Source organism: Occallatibacter savannae (assembly GCF_003131205.1).
In the GTDB taxonomy this organism is placed as follows: domain Bacteria; phylum Acidobacteriota; class Terriglobia; order Terriglobales; family Acidobacteriaceae; genus Telmatobacter; species Telmatobacter savannae.
Genome location: NZ_QFFY01000003.1, coordinates 304244 through 331162, shown reverse-complemented (window position 1 = coordinate 331162; position 26919 = coordinate 304244). Strand labels below are relative to the sequence as shown.

The following is a 26919-nucleotide window of genomic DNA, read 5'->3' as shown; positions in this document are numbered from 1 at the left end:
AATGGGCTACCGGGTTCCCAGAAGGGTTCAAGTCGCGCTGCTCGCGCTCACACTTCCCCTTCTGCCGTGCGCTTCATCGCACGCCCAGCAACCGCAGCCCATCGCTGGTGGCAGCCCCGCCCTTCCTCTCGTCCATGTAGAAAACCCGCCCAATTCCACCGCCGCTCAGAGTGCTCACTACGTTGTCCTCGTCTCGCTCGATGGCTTGCGCTGGGACTACCCTAAACGCGACAACGCTGCCAACCTGCTGGCCCTCGGCAAAAAGGGAGTCTGGGCGCCGGACGGCATGATGCCGAGCTACCCCTCGCTCACATTCCCCAATCACTTCACCCTCGTCACCGGTCTCTACCCTGAGCATCACGGTCTCGTCGCCAACACCTTCTACGACGAGACCAAAACAGCGAAGTACACCATCTCCGATCCCGGCGTTGTGCGCGATGGAAGCTGGTACAGCGGGACGCCGCTCTGGAGCCTCGCCGAAAGCCAGGGAATGCGCGCCGCCTGTCTTTTCTGGCCCGGGTCAGAAGCCGAAATCGCCGGCCATCGTCCCACCTGGTACGCCGTCTTCGACAACAAGACTCAGGCCAGCGATGAAGTCGAGCAGGCCCGCATCGACGACGCTGTGGCGCTCCTCAAAATGCCCGAGGCCGAGCGCCCCCACTTCATCACCATCTATTACTCAGAGCCCGATCACGAAGGCCATCAGTTTGGTCCAGACGCTCCCCAGACGAAAGCCGCCGTCCTCAAAATGGACAAACTCATCGGTAAACTCGAGCGCGCCTTGAAATCCACCGCCCTGCCCATCGACCTCGTCGTCGTAAGCGATCACGGCATGGCCAAAGTCGAAGGCAGCTGGATCACGCTCGATGATTTCGCCGATCTCAGCGGCTTCGAAAACGCCGGCTCTCTCCTTTACGGCAAGACAGAAGAAGACCGCGCCCGCGTCTACACGAAGCTCAAGCAGGCCTCTTCCCAGTTCATGGCCTACCGCCGCAAAGATGTTCCCGCGGGCCTCGATTACAACCAGAACCCGCGCGAAGGCGACCCGGTCATCATCGCCACCGGCCCTTACGCCATCCGCGCTCACAAGCCGTCCGAAGGCAAACCCGATAATCCGCCCGAAGCCGGCATGCATGGTTTCGATCCCGCCCGTATGCCTGACATGAAGGCCATCTTTTTTGCCGCAGGCCCCGACATCATCCCCGGCAAGACCGTCGCTCCTTTTCAGAACACCAACCTCTACCCCTGGATCGCTCACATCCTCGGCCTTCAGGTCCCGAGAAATGACGGCAGCTTAAACGTTCTCGCCGGTACGTTGCGCGACAATGGAGTTGAAACCCTGAATACACCAGCACCGTCAGAGGCGGAGAAGGGACCGCAATGAGCGCAGTCTTGGGCATCGATGGGGGTGGTACTCGAACGCGCGCCTCCATCGTCGATGGCGCAGATGTGCTGGCCTTTGTCGAAAACGGTTCCATCAAGCGGCTCCGTGTCGGTGCAGCAACAGCGGAAGCAAACCTCCGCGCCATCCTCGAAGATGTCTTCGCCAAGGCCGGTGTCAAAGAAGTGAAAACCGCCTCCGCCGGCGTCGCCAGCGCCACCATGCCCGGCGTCAAGGAGTGGATCACCGGAGTCTTCTCCGAATTCGGTGTCGAGCGCTCAGAAGTCGTCGGCGACGAAGTCATCGCGCTCGACGGAGCCTTCAAAGGTGGCCCCGGCATCCTTCAGATCGCCGGCACCGGTTCCAACTGCATCGGTCGCGCTCCCGGCGGAGGTCGCGAAAGCGCCGGCGGCTGGAGCTCGCGTCTCGGCGACGAAGGTTCCGGCTACTGGATCGGCCTTCACGCCGTCCGCCGCGCTCTGCGCGCCTATGACCACGAAGAACCAACGCGCATCCTTGAATCAGTCGGCGCCATCTGGGGAACCCGCACCATTGAAGAGCTCGTTAATCTCGGCGACAGCACCCCCGGCCCCGACTTCGCCGCTCTCGCTCCCGCCATCGACAAACTCGCCGAAGAAGGCGATGCGGTCGCGCTCAGTGTTCTGAATCAGGCTGCCGACGACCTCGTCGACAGCGTCCTGCTCGTCCGCTCCAAGCTCCGCCGCAAGCACAACCTCACCGAAGAAGTTCCGGTTGCATGGATCGGCAGCGTCATCGGAAAGTCTCGCATCGTCCGCGAAGCCTTCTTCGCAGGCCTCAAAGCCTCCGCACCTCACATGCCCGTTCGCGACACGGAAGTCGCGGGCATCGAAGGAGCCGTCTGGCGCGCGCAGCAGCTCGCGAAGACCTCCAGCTAGTTCACCTGCATTCCCGCAATGATCGAAGCCACCAGCTTCCCCTGCTCGTCCACCGCAACCAGGTTCGCCGCGCGTCCAGGCACAATGCTTCCTGCCCGATGGTCGAGCCCCGTCATCGCTGCCGGATTCCGCGTCAGCAACCGCAGCCCCTGGTCCACAGTGGCCCCGGTGAACTGAACGAAGTTCGACAGTGCGCGATCCAGCGTCAGCACGCTGCCCGCCAGCACTCCCCGAGCCATCGCACGATCTCCCTTGACCTCGACAGCGAATCCTCCAAGAAAATACTCTCCATCGGGCATGCCCGCCGCTGCCAGCGCGTCCGTAATAAGAATTGCCCTCTCCGGCCCCTTGGCCCGCCAGAAGAGCCGCACAATCTCCGGCGTCGTATGCACCCCATCGCAAATCAGATCCGCATACAGTGAGTCATCCGTCAGCACGGTCCCCAGAATCCCCGGCTCGCGATGATCAAGAGCCCGCATCGCATTGAACGTATGCGTCGCGCTCGATCCGCCCGCCGCAATTCCGGCCTTCGTCTGTGCTGCCGTTGCATTCGAGTGGCCCAGCGAGACCCGAACGCCGCACGACACCGCATGACGAATCAGCTCCTCAGCGCCCGGCAGCTCCGGTGCAATCGTAATCAGCCGCACATGCCCATGCGCCGCATCGATCAGCCGATCGAAGGTCGCAATGCTTGGCGGCAGAAGAAGGTCCGGCGGATGCACCCCGCGCTTCTCATGCGAAAGAAACGGCCCCTCCAAATGGATCCCCAGCGGACGCGCCCGTCCCGGCTCCGGCAGCTTCGCAATCTCGTTTGCAATTCCGTCCAGCGCGCGCAGCGTCGCATCCAGCGGAGCAGTCACCGTCGTCGCCAGATACGCAGCAGTCCCGCGCGACGCCAGGAATCTGCCGATCGTCTCCAGCGCGGGCGTCGTCGCTTCCATCACATCGTGCCCGGCAGCCCCGTGAAAATGCACATCGAAAAACGACGGCCCAATCGTCGCCCCGTGATAGTCCAGTACCCGCGCCCTCGCCGGCAACTCCGCCGACTCGCGGCTCGTAATCGAATGGATGCGTCCGTCTTCAATCAGAATGAGCGGATTCTCATGGAGGCTCGTTCCGTCCCAGAGTCTCGCTGCTGTCACAACTGTCTGCATAGCCATCAATTATTGCAGGTGCGCACACCACCGCCGTCCGCTTGCACCAACTCACTGCTGTCATCGCGCTGTAAGAAAACTCCACTGTCTCACCTGATATCGTTTTGCCATGCGAAATTCGGCGGTGTTCTTCGTTGCTGGCGTTTTGTCGATGACCGGAGCGCAGTCCAGTGTTGCCCAGACCATCAATCTTCCTTCAAGCAAGCAGCTCATCGAGCCCGTTCCGGGCAGCCCGCAGCGTTTGAACAGCGAGCCCATCACGATGGCCGTTTCGCCCGACTCGCGCTACGTGGTCACCGTGAACGCCGGATACGGCACCTACGAATCCAAATACGAGCAGTCCCTCGCTGTATACGACACGCAGTCGCAGAAGGTCACCGACTTCCCCGACGATCGCACCTACTCCGGACGAGGCAATCAGACCCTCTACTCCGGCCTGGCCTTCAGCAGCGATGGCGCGCATCTCTACGCAAGCATCGGCTCCGAGACAGATCCCGAAGGCAAGAATCAGCCGCAGCACGGCCCGCACGATACCGGCAGCGGAATCCTCGTCTATCGCTTTACCGACGGCCGCATCGAGCCCGATCGCATCATCCGCCTGCCCCTCGAAACGCTTCAGCCCGGCCACAAGACAAAACTCATCGGCGAAGTCGACGGTGACAAGGGCATCCCCTTTCCCGCCGCAATTGCAGTGGTCCGCAGCAGCGGGGCAGAGAAGTTGCTCGTCGCCGAAAACCTCACCGATGACGTCCTGCTCATCGACCCTGCCACTGGCAACATCGAGCATCGCTTCGACCTCACCGAAAGCAGCGCGGTGCCCTCCACCTATCCGGTCGCCCTGCAACTCTCCAAAGACGGCCGCAAAGCGTACGTCGCGCTCTGGAACGCCTCCGAGATCGTCGAACTCGACCTCCAGAAAAATACAGTCGGCCGCAAACTCGCGCTCCTCAAGCCCACTGATCCCGTCCGCCCCGGCACTCATCCCTGCGCCTTCGCCCTCAGCTCCGATGGCAAAACCCTCTACGTCGCCCTGGCCAATCGCGACGCTGTCGCAGCCGTCAACGTCTCCGGTGCGCTGTTCTCCGTCAAGGGCTACTTCGACACGCGCCTTCCCGGCCAGAGCTACTTCGGAGCAGAGCCCGTGGCCCTCGCACTCAACGCGGACAACACCCGCCTCTACGTCGCTAACATGGGCAGCGATGCCGTGGCAGTAATCGACACCAAAAAGCTCACCGCAACCGTCTCCCGCAAAGGAATGGTCGAGCCCACCGGCTTCGTCCCCACAGAGTGGATGCCGATGTCCATGGCCTTCATCCCCGGCACCGGATCGAACGGCAAGCTGTTCGTCGCCACGGATAAAGGCAAAGGAACGGTTGCCAATCCTTACCCGCCAAAAGACCAGAAGCCCGAGCCCGGCATGCCGAAGAAGACCAACTACATCGCAACCCTGCTCTACGGCTCGCTTGCTGTCCTCGACGAAAACGAAATCGGACAGAAGCTGCACGACTTCACCGAAACGGTGCTCGAGTCGAACCGCATGAAAGCGGCACAAGAGAAGATCTGCTTCTCTGATGGATCGAGCAACCGCATCAAGCACGTCATCTACATCATCAAAGAGAACCGCACCTACGACCAGATCCTCGGCGACCTCCAGCAGAACGGCAAACCCGTCGGCAACGGCGACAGCAGCCTCACCATGTACGGCAAAGACATCACGCCGAATCTGCACAAGCTCGCCCTTCAGTTCGGCGTGCTCGACAACTTCTACGACTCCGGCGAAGTGTCAGGCGACGGACACGTCTGGTCAAACGCCGCCATCGGCACCGACTACCTCGAGAAGACATGGCAGCAGGCCTATCGCGGCAGCGAGCGCACCTACGACTTCGAAGGCGTAGTCGCCGACGGCCTCCCGCTCGAGCAGAAGATCCCCGATGTCAACGAGCCCGCCAGCGGCTATCTCTGGACCAACCTCGCGAAGCATGGCAAGACCTACTACCACTTCGGCGAGTACATTGCAGATACCTTCTGCGACGAGCTCAAGTCCGTGAGCCCTCAGGCCGGCCCCATGCTTCCCGGCGCTAAGTGTGCGACCAAAGCAATCAAGCCCGGCGAGCAGATCCCCGCTGAGTGGGGTGGCGGCACAAACAAGTGGCCCTGGCCCATCCCGCTCATCGCCTCGGCTAAGCCCACCAAGCCCGAACTCATCGGCCACTTCGCCGCTGAAGCTCCGGACTTCAATCTCGCTGTGCCCGATCAGATCCGCGTCGAGGTCTTTTTGCGCCACCTCAAGCAGTGGGAAGCCGACAAAGCAAAGGGCAAAGACACCATGCCCAACTTCATCCAGCTCCGCATTCCCGATGACCACACCAACGGCACCGTGCCGGGCCGGCCCGCTCCGAAAGCCAGCGTCTCTGACAACGACCTCGCCGTCGGCCGTGCCGTCGATGCCATCTCCCACTCGCCCTTCTGGGACGACACCGCGTTCTTCATCCTCGAAGACGACGCGCAGAACGGCGCCGATCACGTCGATGCGCACCGCAGCATCGGCCTCGTCATCAGCAAATACGCGCCGCATGGCACAGAAGGTGCCCCGGTCGTCGACAGCCGCTTTTATTCGACCGTCAGCTTCATCCGCACCATGGAGACGCTGCTCGGCCTGCCTCCAATGAACAACAACGATGCGTTCAGCTCCATGGTCTCTACGCTGTTCACGGGCCCCGGCGACCAGCCGCCCTACACAGCCGACTATTCCAATCGCGACAACGGCCTCATCTACACCGCCAACCCCAAGAAAGCCCCGGGTGCGCAGGAGAGCTCAAAGATGGACTTCCGCCACGCCGACCAGGCCGACGCACAAAAGCTCAACGTGGTGCTCTGGAAAGACGCAATGGCATCCAGGCCCGTTCCCGCCATGCTCACCCAGAAACGCGTAAAGCCGCGGAAGGATGACGACGATTAAGCAGATCAAGTCAGATGATCGCGGCGATGCACTTGTTCGCGATTAGTCTCTCGATGAAATCGGCGGAAATAGCCTCCCCAAAGTAAGTGCAGTCGGGATGAAAGTTGTCGTAGGCCGCAAAGGCCAACCTGCCACCTTTCTCGATCTGGATATGGAGGAGCCCGCGCGGGATCGTGCCGCCGATCCCGCGGACAATCTCTGGAACTGTTGCTCGCTCAAGCGGAAGAATCGCGAAATGTTGAGCTGGCGTCAGTGTTCCGCGCTTCAGAATTTCAGTTTCGATTCCGGATGCGCCCGGGAACTCCAGAATCCCAGGGGGTAGATCCCCTTCCAAAGAGATGTGGGCTGCTCCGGCTAGCTCGTTGATAAGGAACAACAGCAGCCTGTTTCTGTCTCGCACTCTCCACTTGCTCTGCCACGGCATCGTCGTGTCTCTTCCTGTTAGCGGCTCTAAGCCTCGATCGTACAAAGGAGCCGTGTATCGTTGTATGCGGCAGCATTTTGAATCGCAAGGGGGAGCTGTGCAGATCTGGAATCGCAGACACTTTCTCAAGACCGCGGCAGCCGTTTCAGCCGCCACGGTAGCCGCATCACGTGCTGTAGCTGCAACCGGCAAGAACGTCTTCCTGCTGACCCCCGAGCAGGAGCCCGCCCGCCCCGTTGCTGCAAACGACCACATCCAGATCGCCCTCATTGGTGCAGGCGGCCAGGGCATGTACGACACCAGCGAAGCCATCCAGGTGCCCGGCGTCAAGCTCGTCGCGGTCGCCGACTGCTACAACGGCCGCCTCGAGCGCAGCAAAGAGCTCTGGGGCGCCGACACCTTCACCACTCGCGACTACAACGAAATCCTCGCGCGCAAGGACGTCGATGCCGTCATCATCGGCACACCGGATCACTGGCACAAGCAGGCATCCATCGACTCCATGAAGGCCGGCAAAGATGTTTATTGCGAAAAGCCGATGATCCACATTTACTCCGATGGCCCGGCGATGATCGAAACCGCGAAGACCAGCAACCGCATCATCCAGATCGGCAGCCAGCGCGTCAGCTCCATCATCTACGCCAAGGCGAAAGACCTCCTCGCCTCCGGCGCCATCGGCAAACTCAACATGGTCACCGCCCGCTGGGATCGCAACTCCTCCATGGGGGCGTGGAACTACACCATCCCACCCGACGCCTCGCCTGAAACCTGCGACTGGCCGCGCTTCGAAGGCACCGCTCCCAAGATTCCTTTTAGCGCCGAACGTTTCTTTCAATGGCGCAAGTGGAAAGACTACGGCACGGGCGTTGCGGGCGATCTCTTCGTGCATCTCTTCAGTGGCACGCACTTCATCACCGGCTCTCATGGACCGACGCAGGGCATGGCCACCGGCGGCCTCCGCTACTGGAAAGACGGCCGCGACGCGCTCGACGTAGTGCTGGGTTTGTTCGATTACCCCCAGGCGTTCAACCTCAGCCTGCGCGTCAACTTCGTCGATGGCGGCGATGAGAGCGAAGGCCTTCTCTTCACCGGCGATGAAGGCACCATGGAAATCGGCGGCGGGTGGGTCAGCATCAATCGCGTTCCGCGCGAAAAAGATCCGGGTCTCACCATCGACACCTTCCCCAAAGCCATGCAGGCGCAGATCGAAGCCGAGCACGCAAAGAAGTATCCCCGGCAGCACCCCGAAGGCGCTCCGGCCGCGGGCTTCGAAAAATTCGTCGCTCCCGACGGCTACAGCGACAGCTACGACCACTTCAAAAATTTCTTCGCCTCGGTACGCTCCCGCAAGCCAGTCGTTGAAGACGCAGTCTTCGGCTACCGTGCAGCCGGCGCCGCGCTCCTCAGCAACCTGAGTATTCAGAAAAAAGAAGTCATCAAGTGGGATCCTGAAGAGATGAAGCTTCTCTCCTGATCCACCGCGATTCACGCACGCGCCGTGCATCATCGCAGCCAGCCGCGCCAGTTAAAATCGAGCAATGGCGAAGCGAATCGGGGTACACCTGGGCACGGCCGGAGGTGCCTCCAATGCTGTAGACAAGGCGCACGAGATCGGCGCCAACACATTTCAGATTTTCTCCTCGAGCCCGCGCATGTGGCGTCCGCAGAAGATCGACCCCAAGCAGGCCGAGCGCATGCGTGCGCAGCGCGCCAAACTCGATGTCGGCCCCCTCGTCATTCACACCAGCTACCTGGTCAACGTTTGCAGCCAGACCGAAGACTTCCGCGAGAAAAGCGTCGTCGCATTTCGCGGCGAGATCGAGCGCGCCCTCATGCTCGGCGCTGAATACCTCGTACTCCACCCCGGCTCCTGGAAAGGCCTCACCCGGAACGAAGGCCTCAAGCTCGCCGCCGAGTCCATCCAGCGTGCCGTCGATGGACTCCCCTGGCAGGGAACTGACTTCAGCATCCTCATCGAAAACACCGCCGGCGCCGAGTGCTCCCTCGGCGGAAATTTCGAGCAGGTTGCCGAACTCGTCGACCGCCTCAAAGCACACGCCCCGGTCGGCGTCTGCCTCGACACCTGCCACACCCACGTCTCCGGCTACGACATCACCACGCAACAGGGCTATCTCGAAACCATCACCCAGGCCGACATCACCTTCGGCGTCGACGCCGTCCGCGTCTGGCACTGCAACGACGCCAAAGCCGCGCGCGGCTCCAAGCTCGATCGCCACGATCACATCGGCCAGGGCAACATCGGCATTGAGCCCTTCCGCTGGCTCCTGAACGACCCGCGCTTCGAGCACTGCGCCTTCATCGCCGAAACCCCCACCGACGCCGACGGCGACGAAGAACGCAATGTCAAAGTCCTCAAGAGCCTCGTTCAGTAGAAACTGCTATCGTGACAACTTGGTAGCATTTTGCTACCATGATCCTATGAGCCAGCCAGTGAAACTGTCTGATGCTTTAGTGCTGGACGCCAGAATTGTCGGTGACGCCCAGGAGCGCTCCATAGCCGGTCAGGTCGAATTCTGGGCCAAGCTTGGCCGCGGCGTTGAAGCCCTACTGGAAGGCCGCCAGGTACTCGCGCTGTCACGCAACGCCAATGCAACGCCACTGACCGCTGCCATCGAATCGGTTGAAACCTCCCGCGGGCGGCGCCAATTGTCCAACTATCTTCAAAGCCTTCCTTATCCCCACTATGAGCCACACCCGAAAAGGAAGGGGATGCTCGTTCGTACCGAGAGGGACGGAACCAAGACCGTAGGCAAGTTCGTCAATCGCGAGTTTGTGCCCGAGGGCCGCATGGCTCCCAAGCGAGAGACAGCCTCGCGCATCCCTCGTACCGGAAAAGTTGCCGGAGCCAGGGGTTGAGTGGAGATTCTCGACCGCCGGCCGATCATCATAGCTATCGCCGGACCCAACGGCGCCGGTAAGACAACGTTCTACCGGGCTTTCCTCGCCTCCTCGGGGCTCTACTTCGTCAACGCAGACCTCATCGCCAAAGAGTTGAATGTCGATCCCTACCGTGCCGCAGAGATGGCCGGAGCCTTCCGCCAGCACCTCCTGGAGAACAGAGCAAGTTTCGTCTTCGAGACCGTGTTCTCCGACCCTGCAGGCGACAAACTCCACTTCCTCAAACGTGCTGAGGCTCTCGGCTACACCGTGGCGTTGTTCTTCATCGGCCTCGACAGCCCTGAGATCTCCGACGAGCGAGTTTCCATGCGAGTCTCGCAGGGTGGCCATGACGTACCGCAAGGCAAACTTTTCAACCGGTATCCGCGAGTGCTGCGCAACTTGAAGCAGTCCTTGGCTGAACTCTCCAACATTCACGTCTACGACAATAGTGATCTGCTGCACCCGTATCGTCTTGTTCTCGTTCGAGAAGATGGCGGGGCTCTTCGCAAGATCAAGCCCGTCCCCGACTGGCTCGCGCCCCTGCTGCCCAAAGAGTGATGTCCCCCCGTTTACACTGAAAGGTTATGGCAGAAGAGAAGGAACTACGTTACGACCCGGCCGTGATTGAGCCAAAATGGCAGGCGCGCTGGGCCGCAGACCCCGGCATGTACGCCGCCGAACCCCACTCCTCCGGCAAGCCCAAGTACTACGTCCTCGAGATGTTGCCCTATCCCAGCGGCCAGCTCCACATGGGCCACGTGCGCAACTACTCCATCGGTGATGCCCTTGCGCGCCACATGTGGATGCGCGGCTACAACGTCCTGCACCCCATGGGGTGGGACGCCTTCGGCCTTCCCGCGGAAAACGCCGCCCTCAAGAACAACACGCCCCCGCGCGAGTGGACACTCTCCAACATCGCCGCCATGAAGCGCCAGTTCCAGCGCCTCGGCATGGGCTTCGACTGGGCCACCGAAGTCACCACCTGCTTCCCCGACTACTACCGCTGGAACCAGTGGTTCTTCCTCCGCATGTACGAGAAGGGCCTCGCCTATCGCAAAAAGAGCAAGGTCAACTGGTGCCCCGAGTGCGTCACCGTTCTCGCCAACGAACAGGTCATCGACGGCCGCTGCTGGCGTCACGAAGACACCATCGTTGAGCAGCGCGACCTCGTGCAGTGGTTCCTCCGCATCACCTCTTATGCTCAGGAACTTCTCGATGACCTCGACAAACTCCAGGGCTGGCCTGAAAAAGTGCGCACCATGCAGCGCAACTGGATCGGCCGCAGCGAAGGCACCGAAGTCGAGTTCTCTGTCGAAAACCGCTCCGAAAAGATCCGCGTCTTTACCACGCGCGTCGACACCATCTTCGGTGCCACCAGCGTGCAGCTTGCGCCTGAGCATCCTCTCGTCATCGCCATGTCCTCCGAAGACGCCGGATTGCGCGAGCAGGTCGCCAAGCTCCTCGACGAACAGAAGAAAGCGCGCGAAGCCGGCGATATCGGCGCAATCGAAAAACACGGCATTCCCACGGGCAAGTTCGCCATCAACCCTTACAGCGGCGAGCTCGTTCCCATCTGGGTAGCCAACTACGTGCTCATCGACTACGGCACCGGCGCCATCATGAGCGTTCCCGGCCACGACGAGCGCGACTTTGAATTCGCGAAAAAGTACGCCATCCCCGTCCGCCGCGTCATCGCGCCCGCCGATCCCGCCGCCGATGAACCCGAGTTGCCGTTCCTCTCCGAAGAAGGGGTCCTCGTCAACTCCGGCGAGTTCAACGGCCTCTCCTGCCACGACGCGCAAAAGAAACTGCAGGAGATCGCCAAGGCCAAAGGCTTCGGCGAAGCCACCATCACCTATCGCCTCAAGGATTGGGGCATCAGCCGCCAGCGCTACTGGGGCACCCCCATCCCCATCATCCATTGCGAGCGCGACGGCATCGTTCCCGTTCCCGAAGATCAGCTCCCCGTGCTTCTGCCCGACAACATCGAGATCACGCAGCAGGGCGGCTCTCCGCTCGCCAAGCTCTCCGACTTCGTCAACGTCACCTGCCCCAAGTGCAAAGGTCCCGCCCGCCGCGAGACCGACACCATGGACACCTTCGTCGACTCCAGCTGGTACTTCTATCGCTACACCGACGCGAAGAACAACACCGCTCCCTTCGACCCAAAGACCGCGCAGTACTGGTTCCCCATCGATCAGTACATCGGCGGCGTCGAGCACGCCATCTTGCACCTCATCTACTCGCGCTTCTGGACCAAGATGATGCGCGACCTCGGCCTCATCACAAACAGCGAACCCGTCGAACGCCTCTTCACGCAGGGCATGGTGCTCAAAGACGGCGCCAAGATGTCCAAGAACCGCGGCAACGTGGTCTCGCCCGACGAGATGGTGGCCCGCTTCGGCGCCGACGCAGCGCGCATGTACTCGCTCTTTGCCGCGCCGCCCGATCGCGATCTCGACTGGCAGGAAGACGGAGTCGCCGGTGTCAGCCGCTTCCTCGGACGCGTCTTTCGCATCGTCACTCGTTATGCGCCTGCCGCACGCGCCGGCGCTCAGCAGAAACCCGACAACCCGCAGGGCGTCGCCCTCAAGTTACTGCGCAAGCTGCACCAAACCACCGCGAAAATCACCCAGGACTTCGAAGGCCGCTGGCACTTCAACACCTGCGTCGCCGCCATCATGGAGCTCGTCAACGAGATCCAGTCCGCCGACGCGCAGCTCGTCGCCGGGGAAGTTCCCGCTCCCGTCATGTACGAACTCCTGCGGACGGTGGTCCTCCTGATGGCCCCCTTCGCTCCATTCCTCGCCGCGGAACTCTGGGAGGAACTCGGCGGGCAGGGCGCCGTTCTTCGTCAGCCCTGGCCCAAGAGCGATCCCGGACTCGCAAAGGAAGACGAGATCGAGATCCCCGTGCAGATCAACGGCAAGCTCGTCAGCCTCATTCGCGTGCCCGCCGGTTCTGACGCAAAGACCATCGAAGCCGCCGCGCTCGCTGAAGAAAAGGTTCAAGCACGCACCGCCGGCAAAACCGTCGCCAAGGTCATCGTTGTGCCCGGTCGTGCGGTTAACCTTGTGGTGAAATAAGCGATTGGGGTTGAAGTGATCTCAAGCGGAAGTCGAGCCGAGCAGGTTCGCGGCACGCAGACGCTCGTAAATCAAATGGGCTGGATGCTCCGCCATCCGGCAGTCGTCGCTCTCGAGGTCGGCTGGCGCTGGCTCTTCGGCATCCCCTTCCTGCTCGTCTGCTGGTCACGCCTGCAGCACGTACTCGCCGTCCTCACCCCGGAAGAAGCCGGCCTCACTGCCATCGACTCGCGCAATCCCTGGGTCGCCACCGCACAGCTCAGCCGTGCCTGGTGGCACTATCAACCTCTCGTCACGCACGAGCTCCGCGCCATCCTGCCCATTGCCGCGCTTGCCTGGATCCTCATCTCCGCATTCGGCCGCAACCTCGCCCTCAAGCTTGCCGAACCGCGCATCCGCCTTCGCCCCGCCCCCATGCTCCTCCTGCAAACCATCTGGCTCATCGTCTTCGGCGGTATCTGCTGGGGCTGGTTCCGCTCCGTCGGCTGGGCAGCGGCCACCCACTTCAGCGGCGCCGAGCCAGACCTCATCGGCTTCGCCATCTGGCTCATCTTCCTGTCTCTGGGCTTCTTCACCATCTGGGCGCTGCTAGGCTGGATCGCCTCAGTCGCCCCGGTTCTCATGCTGCTCGAAGAATGCTCCGCGGCCTCAGCGCTTCGCCTCGCCTTCAGACTCAAACGTCCGTTCACCGCCGAACTCTTCGAGATCGGGATGGTCATGGGCATCGTCAACCTGGCGCTCATCGTCGTGGCCATGGTGCTCTCCGCCGCCCCATTGCCATTCAGCGACGAACTCGGAGGCGATGCGCTCCACGTGGTCTGGGCGGGAGCAACGATCTTCTACCTCATCGCACACGACTACTTCCAGATCGTGCGCCTCACCTGCTTCGTCCAGTTCTGGAAGATCTTCCGCGGCGGCTCCGCTCAGTAGTCGGGCCTCCTCTCGAGTCGGCCCTTATTTTGCCGCCGCGCTCTCTTCATCCTTCAGGTAGCTCGCGCTCAGCGTCTTCTTCTCCTTCGCCAGAGGCAGCAGTGTCGGGTAGAACTGCACGAATGTCGTGTCCACCGCACCATGCGCTTGATGACACGTGTAGCAGGGAGCCTTGTCCGGGATCAGCGTGCCGTCCTTCTGCATCGAATCGAACTCAAAGAAAGCCCATTCCCCCGGGAAGCGCCCTTCATCCTTCACGTGCACCTCGATGCCGTTGACCGCCGTGTCCTGGAATTGCCCCCGCTGATTGATCGAGCCCTTCTTCTTCGCTCCGCGCACCTCGAGCACCATCACCGTCTTGTCCGGCCACGTGCCCGTCGCAAGAAAACTCCGGTACGCGGCGGGATTCACGAACACGTTATCGAAGCTCGAGTGATCCATCTGCATCGCATTCGGCGAGTAGCTCATGTCGATGCCAGTGCTCAGGTAAACCCACTCGCGATAATCTGCTGGCGGCCGCATGTCGCCGTTCGCCGCGTACGAAGGCGTATCCGAGCTGCCCGCCTTAACCACCCTGCTGCTGTTCCGCCACCACAATACCGATCCCAGCGCCACCGACAACACGCACACCGCCACCGCCACGAAGCAAGACTTTCTGCCCACGCTGACCTCCGATGTCAGGAGAACGCAACCGACCCTGAGACAATGACTGAATTGTGACGAAAAACGCTGCGCCGGCAATTCGGTCGCAGCCGCCCTGATCTAAAACAGCTTCAACCGGATCACAAGGTACTTCTTCGGGTTCTCCCGGATGCTCTTCACCAGCTGCTGCGTCTCGCTCATCGTCGCGTCTGCATGGTCATAGAGCGACCGGTTCTGCATCAGCTGACCCACCGTGCCCTTGCCCTCGTCGATATTCGTTAGAATCCCATCGAGCCGGCTCAGCGTGTCGTCAAGCTTGCGCGCAAACTCCGGATCCTTCGCCAGCTTGCCGATCGCGCCCTTCCCGTCGTTCACGCCCTTCAGCACCTCGTTCAGGTTGGCCACAGACTCATTCAGGTTGTTGTAGAGCTTGTCGTCCTTTACCAGCTTGCCTGCCGTGCCCTGGCCGTTCTGGATGCCCTCGGCAATCTGGTCGAAGTGCCCGATCATCGCGTCCGCATGCGTATACAGCTTGTCGTCGTTGATAATCTTGCCCAGCGTGCCCTGGTCGCTATTGATGGCAGCCGTCATCTTGTCCAGGTTGTCCGCGATCCGGTTCAGCTTCGCATAGAACTTCGGGTCGTTGATGATGCCGCCCAGCGTCCCCTTAGTCGAGTTCAGACTGTCCACCAGCCGGTTTGAGTTCCGCATCAGCTTCGTGATCTCTTCAATCGAAGTCTGGCTGGCCGTAATCACGCCCTGCAGGCTCGGCGCCTCGGTCGAAGGCAGCTCGCCGTTGTTCGCAATCTCAGGCCCCCTGGCCTGTACCGAAGAAATATCGACGTAGCTGTCGCCCAGTACGCCGGCCTGCGCGATCGTGGTCTTTGAATCGGTATGCAGAAACTGCGCATAGTTCCCGCCCACTCGCAGCGTCACTTCCACCGGCTTCGGCGCGCGCTCCGGAACCACACGGATCTTCATCACGTTGCCGATCGTCACGCCTTCCAGCGTCACCGGAGCCCCGTTCTTCAACCCGCCCGCATTGTCAAAATAAGTCCGAAGCGTCAGCTTCTTTGCAAACACCCCGCCTGCGGCCGAATTCATCAGCAAAATGACGAAAATCAGAACCGCCATGGCCGCCACGACCAATGCACCAACCTTGAGCTGGGACCACTGAATCTCTTTGCGGCTTGGCAATGCGTTTTCCCTTCGACGAAATCAGCGTCAGATCAGTCTCGTCGCCTTGAGAATAGCAGATACGGCAGGGGTTACCCGTTCTCCCCGCCCGGCGTCGAAAGCATTGTGATGCTCCGGGTCACACCGGAGTTTCATTGAAATAAACAGTCTCGGGTCAGCAACTTACCTCTCGACCGCTACGGCAGCTTCTCCACCACGACGCTCGCCATCGACAGCGCTGCCGTATGGGTGATCGAAAGCGCGACATGCCCCACCCCCATGCTCTCTGCGATCTCCGCAGCCCGTCCGTGAAACCGGATCGTCGGCCGGCCGCTCGGCTCCCGCACCACTTCAATCTCCAGCCAGCTCACCCCGCGGCTGATTCCCGTGCCCAGCGCCTTCGCCCCGGCTTCCTTCGCCGCGAACCGCGCAGCCAGGCTCTCCGCCGCATTCCGTTTCCTCAGGCAATATGCCTGCTCCGCAGGGGTATACACGCGATTCAGGAACCGCTTGCCAAACCGCTCCACCGACTGCTGAATCCGCGCAATCTCCACCAGGTCTATGCCGCTTCCCACAATCATGCTGTGTACCAACCTAACAACCGCCGAGGGTCGCAACTCTCCAGGCGGCACCTTCGTGCAGTCCGACATTCAGACAGCGTAATGATCCCTTCTCCGGCCGCCGATACCGGGAGTGTGAGACAGGCAACAGCTCCATCCGCAGTCGTAGCACCCGGCACCATCCCTTGGGCCCTTCAGATGAGAGCAATCTCCAACGAAGAGCCAAGCCGCCTCGTCAAAAACGTTACGGGAGCGATCCTTGCCTCAGGCGGCTGGATGCTGAGCCGCAGCGCCTCCGATAGCGGACTTATCGACCTCCTCTTCGAATTCGAACGGCGATCGTGCCTCGAAATCTACAGCATCCTCATCGCCTCCGGCGTCGAACTGAGCCGGGCCGCCCACCACCAGTTCACTGAGCTTTGCCAGTGCACCATCCTGCGCCGCGAGGGGTCTCCCAACGAGATCGTCAGCGTCGACCTCGAAATTCAGACCTCTCCGCTCTCTGACCAGACCGCAACCCAACCCATGACGCAGTAACCCGCCGCCAGCCTCACCCAGCCTCCACCAGGCCATACCTCCGCTGCCAGGCTTCTTTCAACCTCGCTCGAACCCTCGCCCGCTCCGTCTCTGAGAAGCCCTCCGGATTCTTCACGAAATACTCCGCCTCCCGCTTTGCCAGCTCCAGCAGCGCCTTGTCCCTCACCAGATTCGCAACCCGGAACTCCGGCAACCCCGCCTGCCGCGTTCCGAAAATCTCCCCCGGCCCCCGCATCGACAGATCCAGCTCCGCCAGCTCGAACCCATCCTGCGTCCGCACCATCGCGTTCAGCCGCTCCTCCGCCTGCTCTGAAACCCGCTCGCCCGTGATCAGGATGCAGTAGCTCTTCGCCGCACCGCGCCCCACGCGCCCCCGCAGCTGGTGCAGCTGCGCCAGCCCGAACCGCTCCGCATGCTCCACCACCATCACCGTCGCATTCGGAACATCCACGCCCACCTCGATCACCGTCGTCGCCACCAGCACGTCGATCTCGCCCCGTTGAAATCGCCGCATCATCACTTCCTTATCGTCGGCATCCAGCCGCCCATGCAGCAGACCCACCTTTAATCCCGCCAGCGGACCGGTCCGCAGCTTCTCATGCATCGCCACTGCCGACTTCAACCCCGACTTCGCCGCCGGATTAGCCTCCTTCGCCGCACCCGGAAACAAATCCGCCGTCTTCCCCTTGCGGACTCTCTTCTCGGGCGATTGGGGTGCCCCAGTGCCTGCCCTGAGCTTGTCGAAGGGTCTCGATTCTGAGATCGGGGATGAACTCCGGTCGCCTCCGTCGTTGTCCGCGTCTTCCTTCGCAAAATCCAGCTCCGGCTGATCGTCGCTGCTTCCCTCAATCACCGGATACACCACGTACGCCTGACACCCCTGCTTCACCTGCTTGCGGACAAACTCCCACACCTCGCCCGACCGCTCATCCGGCACGCGCCTTGTCGCAATCGGCGTCCTTCCCGGCGGCAGCTCATCCAGGATGCTCACATCCAGATCGCCATATAGCGAGAGCGCCAGCGTCCGCGGAATCGGCGTCGCCGTCATCACCAGCACATCCGGCTCCGGCTGATTCGGCTTTTTCATCAGCTTGAACCGCTGCAGCACGCCGAACCGGTGCTGTTCGTCCACCACCACGAGCCCCAGGTTGTCGAACTCCACCTTCTCTTCAATCAGCGCATGCGTCCCGATCACCAGCTGCGCCTCGCCGCGATTGATCATCCCGCGATTCGTGCGCTTCCGATCCTCGTCCAGCGACCCCGTCAGCAGCACCAGCTTGTACTTTCGTGACGACCGCTCCAGCAGCTTCCGCGCCGCCAGAAAATGCTGCGTCGCCAGAATCTCCGTAGGCGCCATCAGAGCCGCCTGGTACCCGTTCTCAATCGCCACCAGCATCGCCTGCAGCGCCACAATCGTCTTGCCCGAACCTACATCCCCCTGCAGCAGCCGCCGCATGGGATTCGGCGTGCGCATGTCCGCGACAATCTCGCCCAGCGTCCTCTTCTGCGCCGCCGTCGGATGAAACGGCAGCACCTCGCGAATCGCCCCGCGCACCTTCTCGTCCGTCGCAAACGCGATTCCTTGCCGCTCCCGCATCCGCCTGCGCTTTAGCTCCAGCCCGAGCTCGAGGTAGAACAGCTCCTCAAAGATCAGCCGCCGGTGCGCCGGCGTCGCCCACGCCTGCAGCTGGGTGAGGGAAGTGCCCTCCGGCGGAAAATGCACCTCCCGCAGCGCCGCCTCGCGATCCGGCAAGTCCAGCTTCCCCAGCAACGGCGCAGGCAGGCTCTCCGGCACGCTCCCGCGCACCGCCTCCAGCAGGTTGAAAATCACCTTCCGCTGCCAGCGCGAGGCCAGCCTCGATCCGCCCAGCGACTCGTACACCGGCGTAATCCGCCCCACCTCGAGCAAGCGCGTCTCCGCGTCGTCGCTCGAGTCCGGCAGGATCTCAAACTGCGGCTGAATCATCTTCAGATTGCTCGACGATCGCGAAGGCTCAAGCTTCCCGTACAGGGCCACCGTCTGCCCCGCGTGAAACTTCCCCTCCAGATACCGCGCGTTGAACCAGATGCATTTCAGCGCATAGCGCCCCTGTCCCACCGTCAGCTCAAACAGCGGCATCTTGCGCGTGCGCATCAGCATTGCCCCGCGCACCTCCGCGATTACGCTCGCGGTTTCTCCCGGCTTCAGCTCATCCAGACTGCGCGGATTCTGGCGGTCCTCATAGCGAAACGGCAGGTGATACAGCAGGTCCTCCGCCGTCTCGATGCTCTTCGCCTTCAGCATCTCCGAGACATGCGGACCCACGCCGCGCACAAACTTTACTTCGCTGTCGAGCCGGAACACACTTCGGATGCTAACGCACTGAACCGAACGGCGTTTCACATCGGTACTCAGGTTTTTCCGTCAAAGGGTTTCGATCGAAATCTCGCGGATCAGAACTCCGAAATTGCATGCCGCGCCGTACGCACCTCAGCCGCCAGCACGCGAAGCACCCGCACCGCCAGGCTCGGATCGGTCAGCATCAGCCCATTGAAGTCTTCCCGTGTCACAAACCCGAATTCCGACCCCTTCTGCGCGGTTCCGGTCAGCGTGTAAGGCTCATTCCCGATCAGCGCCGGCAGCCCCATCAGCGATCCAGGGAACAGCGTGATCGACATCAGCGTGCCGCCTGTAGGCGACTCCATCGACAACGTCGCCGATCCCTTCCGCAGGATGTACAGCCCGTCAGGCCTCCCGCCCTGCGTGAAGAGCTTCCGCCCCTCCGCGCACACCAGCGTCGACGAGCGCTTCTCCAGGGCTTCGATAAGCTCCTTCTCGGCGATGAATGACGATGAATCGAAATTCACGGAAGCACTCCAAGTCGTATGTGTTGCCATAGCGATCACGGGTAAGCCCATTGAAAGACATCATTCCATGACCGCTTCGCTCCCTTAAGTGATATCTGTCACATCCGGGCGCTCCACCCCGCTCCCCCGTTTCGCACTCTGAGACGCGCGGTGCCGAGTCCCCAGTGCCGGCTGCCCCGAGCCCCGCCCTGAGTTTGCCGAAGGGTCCCTCGCACTTGGGGACCGGGGACCCACTTTCAAGCGGGTTTTGTACCGGGCACGGCTTCAGCCGCGCCAAAACGCGCCGTGCCCTACCATAGATACCGACATGAACATCCAGCATCAGATCGACACATACCTCGCCGCCCAGCCGGCGCCAAAACGCGTCGATCTGCAGCAACTCCATCGCCTCATCCTCGACCTCATGCCGCAATGCAAACTCTGGTTCCTCGACGGCAAAGACGAAAAAGGCAAGACCGTCTCCAATCCAAACATCGGCTACGGATCGCAAATCCTCCGCTATGCCGACGGAACCTCCAGGGAGTTCTACCAGATCGGGCTCAGTGCCAATACCGTGGGCATCTCCGTCTACATCATGGGACTGGAGGACAGGGAATACCTCCCACGAACCTTCGGCAAGCTCTTGGGAAAAGCATCCGTAACCGGATACTGCATCAAGTTCAAGAAGCTGTCCGACATCAACCTCAAAGTCCTCACAGCAGCAATCCAGGATGGACTCCAGCAGACAACCCGCTAGATGCCGGCGTACCACGAGAAGCCATGCGCCGGTAACGCCGAGCCCTTACCGTCCCCGACCTTCTTGATGTCGTCAACCACGGTGATGCGCGTGAGATACTTCACGCTCTTGTAGCCGAGTTGCCGGGGCACGCGCACGCGCAGCGGCGCGCCATAGTCAGGCGGCAGATCCTTCCCGTTCATGTTGTAAGCCAGCAAGGTCTGCGGGTGGAACGCGTCGGTCAGGTCAAGGCTGTCCCATCGCGGATCAAACGACCAGAAGACCACATACTTTGCACGGGTGCTGACACCCACACGATTCAGAACATACGAGAGAGGGACACCGCTCCACTGGGCGATGAACGACCAGCCCTGTTCGCATCCCTGGTGAGTAATCTGCGTCCTTGCCGGCATCCGCTGAATTTCGGCAAGCGAGAACGATGCCGGACGCGCCACAAGGCCGTCGACCTTGAGCCGCCAATCTTCGAAATTCCCGGCGAGATGGCGCTGGTAGTCCTCTGTCTGCGGTGCGCCGCTGTTGATGGGGATAGACTTCGAGATTTCACTCGGGCTGAACTCGCGCGCCATCGAGTGGTGCGACATCAGGATGCGCTGTGCAGCGTACGTCAGCGTATCGCCAACTCCCCAGATGCCGCCGCAGTCGGGCGGAATCAGCCCATAGCGATTCGCAATACGCTCGGCCGCGGAAAGGCCCGTAACCCCAGCGACGCCTGCGAGGCCCGTCGTGATCAGTTTGCGGCGCGTGAGAGTCTCGCTCATCGCTCCTCCTTGCTCGCCATCATCGACCGCATGCGTTTCTCAAAACCCGTCAGGCAAATCATGAGAACATGCACTACGACGAAGAGACAGAGCAGGCTCGACAGGAAGAAGTGAATCGTGCGCGCTGATTGCTGGCCGCCAAAGGCGATTGAGAGCGAAGGAAACACCGACGTGATCGAAGGCGACATCGCAAAACCCGAGAGCGTCGCCAGAGGAAAGAGCATGAAGATGACGAACAGATACGTAAGCCGCTGAACGAGGTTATAGGACTGGTGTGCGCGCAGAGTCCTGAGGCTCAGGTGATCCCGCACCGCCGTGCGAAGACTGCGCCACGAGAGTTGATCCGCCGTGGGGACCAGCTGATTTCTGAAGTGCTGCGACAACATCCCGAAGATCACGTATACCAGTCCGGACAACATGGCGAACCAGGCAGACTGAAAATGCAAATGCCGGCCCCGTCCCGAGAGTCCACCCACAATGGTTCGCTCCGGCAGCCCGAACAGAACGGGCGGGTGTACGGGGAGGCTGAACAACGCTGGTGTGCCGGCGTTCCCGGCCTCGCCCCAATAAAAGTGGGGATGTACCAGCACGATCGCGAAACCGCTGATGGCAAGGCCGAAGAAGCTGAGCGTGAAGATCCAGTGCGTGATGCGAACCAGCGCAGGCCGTGCCTCGGCCTTTGCGGTCACGGGCTGGAAAACGACGTCGACGAGATATGCAGTGGCCATGAGCGGCTGTAGGTGGTGGAGGAGCGTCGGCTCTCCACGCTGCGTACCTTCCCCTGGGCTGAGTTCAACGGGCTCGAAGCCCTTGCAAGTACGCTACTTTCGCTCAGGTCTTTCTCAAATAACACCTTCCGGGCAATGACCTCGGTGCAAACTATAGTTCGCGCGAAGACGGCGATGAGTTGGCACATTGAGCCCTTCGCATTTCCACACTGCTCCACCCGTAGGATGCCGAAGACGCGTCCCGACCAGTCTTGTATCAGGGCACGACTTCACAGCTTGCTGCAGAAGTCCGAAACGGCTGGGTTTTGAAAGGGCACAGATTTATCTGTGCCGATAAGGGGTGCAAATAGAGCGCGGCTTTAGCCGCTGCGGGATGATTTCGATGAGTCCTAGCAAGACCGCGCATTTTTCAGCAACCTGTTTAGTCGTGCCGAGAAGGCCTCCTAAAACCTCGCGGCTCCAGCCCCTGAAGGAAGTCCCTCGCACGAAACTCCCTCATCGGCGGTGACACGACCGGACCTTGCATCCGCGGAAAAGACACGAGCGTAAACAGCCCGCAAAGCTCAGCGCAAACGAGAAGCGTCAGGGCACGACTTCAGTCGTGCCGAAAAAGCGCCCTAAAGACCAAACCGGCGCCAGAGATCAATCCAGTTCGCCAGTTCTCTGCAGCGCGGTGCCAACTGCCCGAATTGCCGTTCCTAAACCGTCTTCCTTGAGCATTGATTCTCCCAGCGATTTGGCATCGGGAGCCAGTAGGGGGTCATTCAGAGTGACGCGAATTGCCTGACTCAATTTTGCCGCCGATAGGCCTTTTCGCCGCTGGGTCGGTCCGGCAACACCAAGCCGTTCGAGTTCCTGTCCCCAAAAGAACTGATCCGAAACGTGCGCCACAATGACTGAGGGGCGACCGGCGCGCAAGGCCGATTGCGTTGTGCCTGCTCCGCCGTGGTGGACGATTGCAGAGCAGCGAGGAAAGAGCAACCGATAGTCTGCCCAGGAGACCGCGTGTACCGAGCTTTCGGTACGAACGAGACTCAGCAGTGGCTCCGGAAGTTGAAAGACCGCTCGAGTCTTTAGCGTGCTTACAACATCCCGCCATATTTCGATCGTCTCCCTTGCGTAATCGGCAGCTCCGGAATGCATCATGCTACCGAAACCAATGAATACAGGGGGCTCACCCTGATCGAGGAATGCTTGAAGCGACGCGGGAAGAGGACGATTCGACGCCTGGCTGGGTTCGTTGATAAACCCGGTTACCACATGATTGCTCGCCCAGTCATGGGGGCGGTTGCAGATCGAGGGGCTTACCGCGATTAGGTTCAATCGGCTACTCGCCCAGGCTTGGGTCATCGTGTCTCGAAGCGGGGCCAGTCCAAGCCGCATCCGTTGGCGGTTGTACCGCGGAAGGAAAATGCGATTCACAATGCTTTGTGCCAGCCGCCAACCTGGGCGATGCGACCAAGTGCCCAGATTAGGCACTCCGGGAGCTTGCCACGCGTTGGTGGGAACGCAGTTGTGCACGACCTGAAGCGTAGCGGCTGGTTTACTGGCCCGCTCCGCTGCAATTTGAAGAGGATAGGCAAAAAAATGACCTATCAGCGCATCGTTCTTCTCGGCAAGGGCAGTAGCGGCTTCCAGCATTTCGTCTGCGACAGGATCGTAGCCGAACTTCAGGACCAACTCGGCCTGGCGAAGGGGATTGCCGATTTCGATGATCTTACGCCAGATTGTTTCCACATCTTCGCCATTGGTAGGTGGAGGCAGCGGAATGGAGACCAGCTCGTATTTGCCCTCATGGGCGTGGCGCGAGTAATCGCGGCCGGCGTTGTCTGTAACGGCCAGTGTGACTTCATGGCCTTCACGAACCAGCCCGGCAGCAAGGACCAGGAAAGGCGAGATGTCCCCCTCGCTTCCCCACGCCTGCAGTCCAATTCTCATGATGTTTGGCTCAAGTAGAAATTTTAACGGCACATCAATGTGCCACGAGAAACAAGACCCGCTTCGCGTAACGGCTCTTCAGCGCGAGCTTGGTTGCGATTCGGCGCCTCAAAACGACACTCTGCGTAACTTGCGCCGCATCGCACTAGCAGATCGGCCCGCGGCCCGAGCGGATCGTCGCCAATACGTCATTTACCACCCGGTTAAGGAAGTCAGAAACCCTCCTCCCAAACCGGTCAAGATCCCCACCTTCGAACCTCACGCTAAACTCCTGATTCCAAACAGAAAAAACCACCCGCCCGCATTGCAGTTTATTTCGCAAATCTCGTCATACTTGAGCTATATGCAACAGAACTCCAAATCGTGGCCGGGGACAAAACGATCGCCCGACTCTCTCGCACCAGATGGCCTTGCGCCCTCGCGCCGCGCGTCTAAGTCCTTTGTTCTCAACCACCTTGTACGTAACTTCAACGATATGACATAGATACAGCGCTCGCATCGCCGCAAGTCGCACAAAACAGGAAACTTGCTCACATGGAGTATGGGGAGGGGGGAGGGGGCCCCCAAAGACGGACAGTTCCTAGGGAAGACCGCAAATAACCAGGAGCCACTGACAGCTGAAAGCTGACAGCTGCTCACTACTTACTCTCTTCGTCCTTGATGATCGGCCCGCCATCCGTCGCATCCGGTGCAACCGCCCCCGCCGCAGCGCCAGGCGTACGCGCAAACAGAACGTACAGATCCTCGCGCGTCCGTTCGCGCTTCACAATCGTCCATCCCGGCGAGTGTTTCAGCAGATAGCTCAGCGGCATGGTGTCGGTCAGCAGCAAATGGTCGACGTGGTACTTGTCGAGCACCTCAAACGACGACACTAGGTACATGCCCTTCAGGTAGTCGCCCAGCACGCCCTCGTGCTCGAAGATGTCAAACCGCGAGTCGATGAACACCGGCTTCGACTGGAACGTCATCATGCCGCCCACATAGTCGGCGTTGAACGTATGCCACTGCGGCTGAAGGCTCGCGATCGTCTTCATCGGGAAGAACGTATTCAGCTTCTTCGTGATCTTCGCCTCCGTCGGGAAGATCAGCCACATCACAACCAGCGCTGCCGCCACCATAAACGCATTGGCGGCGGGTATGGTTTTTTCGTCCGACTCGAGATCGAACCCGCGCCGAATATCAGCCGCCAGCAGCGGAGTCGTCAGCACCGCAGCCAGGAATAGGAACCGCATATGATCGAGCGCCGCGTACCACGCGAAAAACACGATGGCCAGCTCGTACACGCGCCACTTTCTGCCCTTGAATGCATTGGTCACGGCCATCAGGCACATCGCCCCGAAGGCGAAGATCCCCGCCATCGAGCTGAGATTCAGCGGCTTCCACTCCGACACGTTCGCAATGTTCAGCTTCTGGTTCGCCATCATGTCGATCGGGTTCCATGCCAGTCGCCATCCATACGGATTGATCAGCACAGCCACGAGGCAAAGCCCAAGAATGATCAGCAGCCGGTTGCGCTCGCTCGCCTGCAGAGCGTCCTGTTCCACTACGCCCCGCTTGAACTCAAACGACCCGCACAGAATGTAGAGCACAAAAAGCGCCAGCCCGATCAGCCAGCTTCCATGCAGATTCACCCAGATACAGAACAGCGGTGGCAGCAGCCAAAGCCAGCGCTTGTTCCGCCGGTCGTACGCCTCCAGAATCGCCAGTTCCAGACCCATTGCAAGGTAGGCAATTCCAATTGTCCGCGGCCCGGCATTCACCGAAATCAGCGTGAAAGCCAGCGCCCCCGCCCACCACGCTGCCCCCGCATGTCCCGACCGCTTGTAAGCCCGCCAGTACATGAAAATCAGGTTTGCGCCGATAACCAGCCACTCCACCAGATAGATTCCGCGATTCTGCAGCGCTTCGTAGCCGAACCAGTACGGCAGCTCCGCCAGCCACTCCGGATTTACCCACGGCTTGCCGCCAACCGTAAACGAGTTCGGCTCCGTATGGATGAAGTGGTGTGTCGTCACTAGCTGACGCGCGTCGGCCAGGTGCCACCAGATGTCTGGATCCTCAAGAGAACGGTAAAGAGGGTTCAGCGACACCGAAAAGATCATCGGCAACACCATCAGAATGGCGATGTTCATTAAGTGCCGCGTAAACACGCGTGCCAGGAGCCGTTGAAATGGGCTTGCCGCCACTGGAGCTGTCTGCAGCTCCATCGGGCTCTCTGTGGCTGAAATGGATTCCATGGTTCTACAGTACCCGTCGTGCGATCAGCGATGGAAGCATTACCCGCCGCAGGTGCATACACCGTGGTACTGAAAAAGCGGATTTCGGCCCAGACGAAGGAAGGAGTTAGCCTCGCTGAGCGGATAAATCCTTCAGAACCTCATCCAGCGCCGCCTGCCAGCTGGCCAGCCGCACACCGAACCTTTGTTGAAGCTTTTCGTTCGACAGCACGGAGTTCAACGGCCGCTTCGCCGGCGTCGGATACTCGCTCGTCTTGATCGGATTCACCGTTGGCTTCTTGCCATCCAGCAGCTCCGGCGCCCGCTCGAAAATCGCCCGCGCAAATCCGCACCACGACACGCTCCCGCCGCACGTCATGTGATACGTACCCGCCCAGTCCGTCTCAGGCCCGAACTTGCCGTTCCGGACGCCGTCAGCAATCGTAAGAGTCGCCTTCGCCAATTCAGCAGCAGTTGTCGGAGCCCCCACCTGGTCATCCACCACATTCAGCGAGTCGCGCTCCCGCCCCAACCGCAGCATCGTCAGCACGAAGTTCTTGCCCTCCGGCGCATACACCCAGCTGGTCCTGAAGATCAGGTACTTGCCACCGGCCGCCCGAATCGCGTCTTCGCCGGCTAGTTTACTCGCTCCGTACACGCTCAGCGGGTTCGTCCCGTCGTCCTCAACCCACGGTCCCTGCTTCGATCCATCGAACACGTAATCGGTCGAGTAGTGAACCAGCAGCGCCCCAGCTCGATTCGCCTCCTCCGCCAGCACCCCCGGGGCACCCCCGTTGATCGCCATCGCAAGATCCCGTTCCGTCTCAGCTCGATCGACTGCTGTGTAAGCACCCGCATTGAGAATGATCGCCGGATTCGTTTCGCGCACCTTGGCGCGAATCTGATCCGCATTCGAGAGATCGAGTGTCTGGCGATTGCAACCAATCACTTCCGCGCTTTCCGCAAATTGAGAAATCAGCGCGCGTCCAACCTGCCCATCTGCTCCTGTGATCAGAACTCGCAACCGGC

General features: G+C 60.8%; 23 protein-coding genes. 11 read left to right on the top strand and 12 right to left on the bottom strand.

Features of this window, described 5'->3' with window-relative positions:
* Window position 1: 1 nt before the first annotated feature.
* Complete coding sequence (locus tag DHV10_RS13190; RefSeq protein WP_109486834.1) at window positions 2–1384, top strand: alkaline phosphatase family protein; 1383 nt, start codon at window positions 2–4, stop codon at window positions 1382–1384.
* Window positions 1381–2298, top strand: a complete 918-nt coding sequence (locus DHV10_RS13185) for an N-acetylglucosamine kinase (RefSeq protein WP_109486833.1) — start codon at window positions 1381–1383, stop codon at window positions 2296–2298. Before DHV10_RS13190 ends, DHV10_RS13185 begins: the two co-directional genes overlap by 4 nt.
* On the opposite strand, the gene nagA is transcribed toward DHV10_RS13185, so the two are convergent.
* Window positions 2295–3452, bottom strand: a complete 1158-nt coding sequence (gene nagA, locus DHV10_RS13180) for an N-acetylglucosamine-6-phosphate deacetylase (protein ID WP_109486832.1) — start codon at window positions 3450–3452, stop codon at window positions 2295–2297. The genes DHV10_RS13185 and nagA overlap by 4 nt on opposite strands.
* A 109-nt stretch (window positions 3453–3561) precedes the next feature.
* Here nagA and DHV10_RS13175 point away from each other — a divergent pair, with 109 nt between their 5' ends.
* Window positions 3562–6411 (top strand): bifunctional YncE family protein/alkaline phosphatase family protein, encoded by a 2850-nt coding sequence (locus tag DHV10_RS13175; protein WP_109486831.1) that lies wholly within the window; start codon window positions 3562–3564, stop codon window positions 6409–6411.
* Window positions 6412–6421: 10 nt separating this feature from the next.
* Here DHV10_RS13175 and DHV10_RS13170 read toward each other — a convergent pair whose 3' ends face one another.
* Window positions 6422–6835 (bottom strand): hypothetical protein, encoded by a 414-nt coding sequence (locus DHV10_RS13170; protein ID WP_109486830.1) that lies wholly within the window; start codon window positions 6833–6835, stop codon window positions 6422–6424.
* A 64-nt stretch (window positions 6836–6899) separates the two neighbouring features.
* On the opposite strand from DHV10_RS13170, the gene DHV10_RS13165 reads away from it, so the two are divergent.
* The 6 genes from DHV10_RS13165 (at window position 6900) to DHV10_RS13140 (ending at window position 13752) form a co-directional block, all read left to right on the top strand.
* A complete protein-coding gene (locus DHV10_RS13165) occupies window positions 6900–8309 on the top strand; it encodes a Gfo/Idh/MocA family protein (RefSeq protein ID WP_109486829.1) in 1410 nt (469 codons plus the stop codon).
* Window positions 8310–8373: 64 nt separating this feature from the next.
* The gene (locus tag DHV10_RS13160) at window positions 8374–9228 is read left to right on the top strand and encodes a deoxyribonuclease IV (protein ID WP_109486828.1); all 855 of its coding nucleotides are present in this window, start codon (window positions 8374–8376) and stop codon (window positions 9226–9228) included.
* Window positions 9229–9286: 58 nt separating this feature from the next.
* Entirely contained in the window at window positions 9287–9712 is a 426-nt protein-coding gene (locus tag DHV10_RS13155) for a TA system antitoxin ParD family protein (protein ID WP_162601492.1), read from the top strand.
* Entirely contained in the window at window positions 9713–10294 is a 582-nt protein-coding gene (locus DHV10_RS13150; protein ID WP_109486826.1) for an ATPase, read from the top strand. It abuts the gene before it with no gap.
* A gap of 26 nt (window positions 10295–10320) precedes the next feature.
* Window positions 10321–12822 (top strand): leucine--tRNA ligase, encoded by a 2502-nt coding sequence (leuS, locus tag DHV10_RS13145; RefSeq protein ID WP_109486825.1) that lies wholly within the window; start codon window positions 10321–10323, stop codon window positions 12820–12822.
* A gap of 15 nt (window positions 12823–12837) precedes the next feature.
* Complete coding sequence (locus DHV10_RS13140; RefSeq protein ID WP_109486824.1) at window positions 12838–13752, top strand: hypothetical protein; 915 nt, start codon at window positions 12838–12840, stop codon at window positions 13750–13752.
* Window positions 13753–13776: 24 nt separating this feature from the next.
* On the opposite strand, the gene DHV10_RS13135 is transcribed toward DHV10_RS13140, so the two are convergent.
* The 3 genes from DHV10_RS13135 to acpS all read right to left on the bottom strand — a co-directional run bounded on the left by DHV10_RS13135 (window position 13777) and on the right by acpS (window position 16151).
* Window positions 13777–14415, bottom strand: a complete 639-nt coding sequence (locus DHV10_RS13135) for a cytochrome P460 family protein (protein ID WP_239461620.1) — start codon at window positions 14413–14415, stop codon at window positions 13777–13779.
* Window positions 14416–14514: 99 nt separating this feature from the next.
* The gene (locus DHV10_RS13125; RefSeq protein ID WP_109486821.1) at window positions 14515–15591 is read right to left on the bottom strand and encodes an MlaD family protein; all 1077 of its coding nucleotides are present in this window, start codon (window positions 15589–15591) and stop codon (window positions 14515–14517) included.
* 176 nt (window positions 15592–15767) lie between these two features.
* Window positions 15768–16151: a holo-ACP synthase gene (gene acpS, locus DHV10_RS13120; protein WP_109487165.1), complete on the bottom strand. Its 384-nt coding sequence runs from the start codon at window positions 16149–16151 to the stop codon at window positions 15768–15770.
* 177 nt (window positions 16152–16328) lie between these two features.
* Here acpS and DHV10_RS13115 point away from each other — a divergent pair, with 177 nt between their 5' ends.
* Window positions 16329–16667 carry a hypothetical protein gene (locus DHV10_RS13115; RefSeq protein WP_162601491.1) on the top strand — a complete coding sequence of 113 codons (339 nt, stop codon included), beginning with the start codon at window positions 16329–16331 and terminating at the stop codon, window positions 16665–16667.
* A gap of 13 nt (window positions 16668–16680) precedes the next feature.
* On the opposite strand, the gene recG is transcribed toward DHV10_RS13115, so the two are convergent.
* Both recG and DHV10_RS13105 read right to left on the bottom strand, forming a co-directional pair.
* Window positions 16681–18951, bottom strand: a complete 2271-nt coding sequence (gene recG / locus DHV10_RS13110; RefSeq protein WP_239461728.1) for an ATP-dependent DNA helicase RecG — start codon at window positions 18949–18951, stop codon at window positions 16681–16683.
* Window positions 18952–19100: 149 nt separating this feature from the next.
* On the bottom strand, window positions 19101–19514 hold the full coding sequence (locus DHV10_RS13105) for a Crp/Fnr family transcriptional regulator (RefSeq protein ID WP_162601490.1): 414 nt from the start codon (window positions 19512–19514) through the stop codon (window positions 19101–19103).
* A gap of 307 nt (window positions 19515–19821) precedes the next feature.
* Here DHV10_RS13105 and DHV10_RS13100 point away from each other — a divergent pair, with 307 nt between their 5' ends.
* Window positions 19822–20250: a DUF1801 domain-containing protein gene (locus DHV10_RS13100; protein WP_109486817.1), complete on the top strand. Its 429-nt coding sequence runs from the start codon at window positions 19822–19824 to the stop codon at window positions 20248–20250.
* On the opposite strand, the gene DHV10_RS13095 is transcribed toward DHV10_RS13100, so the two are convergent.
* The 5 genes from DHV10_RS13095 to rfbD form a co-directional block, all read right to left on the bottom strand.
* Complete coding sequence (locus DHV10_RS13095; RefSeq protein ID WP_109486816.1) at window positions 20247–21008, bottom strand: molybdopterin-dependent oxidoreductase; 762 nt, start codon at window positions 21006–21008, stop codon at window positions 20247–20249. The two genes, DHV10_RS13100 and DHV10_RS13095, sit on opposite strands and share 4 nt — an antisense overlap.
* Window positions 21005–21736, bottom strand: coding sequence for a cytochrome b/b6 domain-containing protein (locus DHV10_RS13090; protein ID WP_109486815.1), 732 nt, complete (start codon window positions 21734–21736; stop codon window positions 21005–21007). The genes DHV10_RS13095 and DHV10_RS13090 overlap by 4 nt, the downstream gene beginning before the upstream one ends.
* Window positions 21737–22378: 642 nt before the next feature.
* Window positions 22379–23674: a glycosyltransferase gene (locus DHV10_RS13085; RefSeq protein ID WP_109486814.1), complete on the bottom strand. Its 1296-nt coding sequence runs from the start codon at window positions 23672–23674 to the stop codon at window positions 22379–22381.
* A 638-nt stretch (window positions 23675–24312) separates the two neighbouring features.
* Complete coding sequence (locus DHV10_RS13080; RefSeq protein ID WP_109486813.1) at window positions 24313–25881, bottom strand: hypothetical protein; 1569 nt, start codon at window positions 25879–25881, stop codon at window positions 24313–24315.
* A 136-nt stretch (window positions 25882–26017) separates the two neighbouring features.
* Complete coding sequence (gene rfbD / locus DHV10_RS13075) at window positions 26018–26914, bottom strand: dTDP-4-dehydrorhamnose reductase (RefSeq protein ID WP_204101410.1); 897 nt, start codon at window positions 26912–26914, stop codon at window positions 26018–26020.
* Window positions 26915–26919: the final 5 nt, after the last annotated feature.